Source organism: Pseudomonas sp. P179, assembly GCF_000478485.2.
GTDB lineage: Bacteria > Pseudomonadota > Gammaproteobacteria > Pseudomonadales > Pseudomonadaceae > Pseudomonas > Pseudomonas aeruginosa.
In genome coordinates this window covers 208,984-213,593 of record NZ_KI517354.1, presented here as the reverse complement: position 1 = coordinate 213,593, position 4,610 = coordinate 208,984, and the positions used below count along the sequence as shown (strand labels likewise).

Sequence of the window (4,610 nt, the reverse complement as noted above, 5' to 3'; positions counted from 1 at the left end):
CAGTGGCTGGCGCTGGAGCGGATGCCGCTGAGTCCGAACGGCAAGCTGGATCGCAAGGCGTTGCCGCGACCGCAAGCTGCTGCGGGGCAGACGCATGTTGCGCCGCAGAATGAAATGGAGCGACGTATCGCGGCCGTCTGGGCGGACGTGCTGAAGCTGGAGGAGGTGGGCGCCACCGACAACTTCTTTGCCCTGGGTGGCGATTCCATCGTTTCGATCCAGGTGGTGAGTCGATGCCGTGCGGCGGGCATCCAGTTCACTCCGAAGGACCTGTTCCAACAACAGACCGTACAGGGGCTGGCGCGAGTCGCCCGCGTAGGGGCTGCGGTGCAAATGGAGCAGGGGCCTGTGAGCGGCGAGACGGTGTTGTTGCCGTTCCAGCGGTTGTTCTTCGAACAGCCGATTCCCAATCGCCAGCACTGGAACCAGTCATTGCTGTTGAAGCCGCGCGAGGCCCTGAATGCGAAGGCACTCGAAGCGGCCTTGCAGGCCCTGGTCGAACATCACGACGCATTGCGTCTGCGCTTCCATGAAACGGACGGAACCTGGCATGCCGAACATGCCGAAGCAACGCTGGGCGGTGCGCTGCTCTGGCGTGCCGAGGCGGTGGACCGACAAGCGCTGGAGTCGCTCTGCGAGGAGTCGCAGCGCAGCCTGGACCTGGCCGACGGCCCACTGTTGCGGAGCCTGTTGGTGGATATGGCCGACGGCGGCCAGCGTCTGTTGTTGGTGATCCACCATCTGGTGGTGGACGGGGTGTCCTGGCGCATTCTGCTGGAGGATTTGCAAAGGGCTTACCAGCAGAGCCTCCGTGGAGAAGCTCCGCGGCTGCCTGGCAAGACCAGCCCGTTCAAGGCCTGGGCCGGCCGAGTGAGCGAGCATGCCCGTGGTGAGTCGATGAAGGCGCAGTTGCAGTTTTGGCGCGAGCTGCTGGAAGGTGCGCCGGCCGAGCTTCCGTGCGAGCATCCGCAAGGCGCTCTGGAGCAGCGTTTCGCCACCTCCGTGCAGAGTCGCTTCGACCGCAGCTTGACCGAACGCCTGCTGAAGCAGGCGCCGGCAGCCTACCGTACCCAGGTCAACGATCTTCTGCTGACCGCCCTGGCGCGAGTGGTCTGCCGTTGGAGCGGCGCCTCTTCAAGCCTGGTACAGCTGGAAGGACATGGGCGCGAGGAGCTGTTCGCCGATATCGACCTGAGTCGCACCGTCGGTTGGTTCACCAGTTTGTTCCCGGTGCGCCTGAGCCCGGTCGCGGATCTTGGCGAGTCCCTGAAGGCGATCAAGGAACAGTTGCGTGCGATTCCCGACAAGGGCCTGGGTTATGGCTTGCTGCGCTATCTGGCTGGAGAGGAAAGTGCCCGGGTCCTGGCGGGGTTGCCGCAGGCGCGGATCACTTTCAATTACCTGGGCCAGTTCGACGCTCAGTTCGACGAGATGGCTCTGCTGGACCCGGCTGGCGAAAGCGCGGGGGCAGAGATGGACCCCGGCGCTCCGCTGGACAACTGGCTGAGTCTCAATGGCCGGGTGTTCGACGGTGAACTGAGTATCGACTGGAGCTTCAGCTCGCAGATGTTCGGCGAGGACCAGGTGCGTCGCCTGGCCGATGACTATGTGGCTGAGCTGACGGCGCTGGTCGACTTCTGCTGCGATTCGCCACGGCATGGCGCGACGCCTTCCGATTTCCCGCTGGCGGGGTTGGACCAGGCGCGTCTGGATGCCCTGCCGGTCGCGCTGGAAGAGGTCGAGGACATCTATCCGCTGTCACCCATGCAGCAGGGCATGCTGTTCCATTCGCTGTACGAGCAGGCATCGAGCGACTACATCAATCAGATGCGTGTGGATGTGTCCGGCCTCGATATCCCGCGCTTCCGCGCAGCCTGGCAGTCCGCCCTGGACCGGCACGCGATCCTGCGCAGTGGTTTCGCCTGGCAGGGGGAGCTGCAGCAGCCCTTGCAGATCGTCTATCGACAGCGCCAGTTGCCCTTCGCCGAAGAGGACCTGAGCCTGGCGGCGAATCGGGACGCCGCGCTGCTCGCGCTGGCTGCGGCCGAGCGCGAACGCGGTTTCGAATTGCAGCGTGCGCCACTGTTGCGGCTGCTGTTGGTGAAGACTGCCGAAGGTGAGCATCACCTGATCTACACCCATCATCACATCCTGCTGGACGGATGGAGCAATGCCCAGTTGCTCAGCGAGGTGCTGGAGTCCTATGCCGGACGCTCGCCGGAGCAGCCCCGGGATGGCCGCTATAGCGACTACATCGCCTGGCTGCAGCGGCAGGACGCGGCAGCTACCGAGGCATTCTGGCGTGAGCAGATGGCGGCTCTGGACGAGCCGACGCGATTGGTCGAGGCACTGGCTCAGCCGGGACTGACATCGGCCAACGGCGTCGGAGAGCACCTGCGTGAGGTGGACGCAACGGCTACCGCGCGGCTCCGGGATTTCGCCCGGCGCCACCAGGTCACTCTCAATACCCTGGTCCAGGCGGGCTGGGCGCTGCTCCTGCAACGCTATACCGGACAACACACCGTGGTCTTCGGCGCCACCGTCTCCGGGCGTCCTGCCGATCTGCCGGGTGTCGAGAACCAGGTCGGGTTGTTCATCAATACCTTGCCGGTAGTGGTAACGCTGGCTCCACAGATGACCCTCGACGAACTGCTGCAGGGGCTGCAACGGCAGAACCTGGCGTTGCGCGAACAGGAGCACACGCCTCTGTTCGAGCTGCAGCGCTGGGCGGGGTTCGGCGGCGAGGCGGTTTTCGACAACCTGTTGGTGTTCGAAAACTACCCGGTGGACGAGGTGCTCGAACGGTCCTCCGCTGGAGGCGTGCGTTTCGGTGCCGTAGCGATGCACGAGCAGACCAACTATCCGCTGGCCCTGGCGCTGGGTGGCGGGGATAGCTTGTCACTGCAATTCAGCTACGATCGCGGACTGTTCCCGGCCGCTACGATCGAGCGCCTGGGTCGCCACCTGACGACTCTGCTGGAGGCATTCGCCGAACATCCGCAGCGACGTCTGGTCGATCTGCAGATGCTCGAGAAGGCGGAGCTTAGCGCTATCGGCGCTATCTGGAACCGCAGCGATTCGGGCTATCCGGCAACGCCGCTGGTACACCAGCGAGTGGCCGAGCGGGCGCGTATGGCGCCGGATGCGGTGGCGGTGATCTTCGACGAGGAAAAGCTCACCTACGCCGAGCTGGATAGCCGGGCCAACCGCCTGGCCCATGCGTTGATCGCCCGAGGCGTCGGCCCCGAAGTGCGGGTGGCGATCGCCATGCAGCGCAGCGCGGAGATCATGGTGGCGTTCCTGGCGGTGCTGAAGGCCGGCGGCGCCTACGTGCCGCTGGACATCGAATACCCGCGCGAGCGCCTGCTGTACATGATGCAGGACAGTCGCGCGCACCTGCTGCTGACCCATAGCCACCTGCTGGAGCGTCTGCCGATCCCCGAGGGGTTGTCCTGCCTGTCCGTGGATCGCGAGGAGGAGTGGGCCGGCTTCCCCGCCCATGATCCAGAGGTGGCGCTGCACGGCGACAACCTGGCCTATGTGATCTACACCTCCGGCTCCACCGGCATGCCCAAGGGCGTGGCGGTGTCCCACGGTCCGCTGATCGCCCATATCGTGGCTACCGGCGAGCGCTACGAGATGACCCCGGAGGACTGCGAGCTGCACTTCATGTCGTTCGCCTTCGACGGTTCCCACGAAGGCTGGATGCACCCGTTGATCAACGGCGCGCGGGTGCTGATCCGCGACGACAGCCTGTGGCTGCCGGAACGGACCTACGCCGAGATGCATCGCCACGGGGTAACGGTGGGGGTGTTCCCGCCGGTGTACCTGCAGCAACTGGCCGAGCATGCCGAGCGCGACGGCAATCCGCCGCCGGTACGGGTCTATTGCTTCGGCGGCGACGCGGTGGCGCAGGCCAGCTATGACCTGGCGTGGCGGGCGCTGAAGCCGAAGTACCTGTTCAACGGCTACGGCCCGACCGAGACGGTGGTGACGCCGCTGCTGTGGAAAGCACGGGCGGGCGATGCCTGCGGCGCGGCCTACATGCCGATCGGTACGCTGCTGGGCAACCGTAGCGGCTACATCCTCGACGGGCAGTTGAACCTGCTGCCGGTAGGCGTGGCGGGCGAACTGTACCTGGGCGGGGAAGGGGTGGCGCGCGGCTACCTGGAGCGTCCGGCGCTGACCGCCGAGCGTTTCGTGCCGGATCCCTTTGGTGCGCCGGGCAGCCGGCTGTACCGCAGCGGCGACCTGACCCGTGGGCGTGCGGATGGGGTGGTGGATTACCTCGGACGGGTGGATCACCAGGTGAAGATCCGAGGCTTCCGCATCGAACTGGGAGAGATCGAGGCGCGCCTGCGCGAGCATCCGGCGGTGCGCGAGGCGGTGGTGGTGGCCCAGCCGGGCGCGGTGGGCCAGCAGTTGGTGGGCTACGTGGTGGCGCAGGCGCCGGCGGTCGCGGATTCGCCGGAAGCGCAGGCGGAGTGCCGGGCGCAGTTGAAGACGGCGCTGCGCGAGCGCCTGCCGGAATACATGGTGCCGTCGCACCTGTTGTTCCTGGCGCGGATGCCGCTGACGCCGAACGGCAAGCTGGACCGCAAGGGCCTGCC

Annotated in this window: 1 protein-coding gene; it reads left to right on the top strand. The window is 66.1% G+C overall.

Annotated features, from left to right (window positions below; genetic code table 11):
* A partial coding sequence (locus HMPREF1224_RS13835; RefSeq protein WP_010793026.1) for a non-ribosomal peptide synthetase occupies positions 1-4,610 on the top strand: 4,610 nt, incomplete at both ends.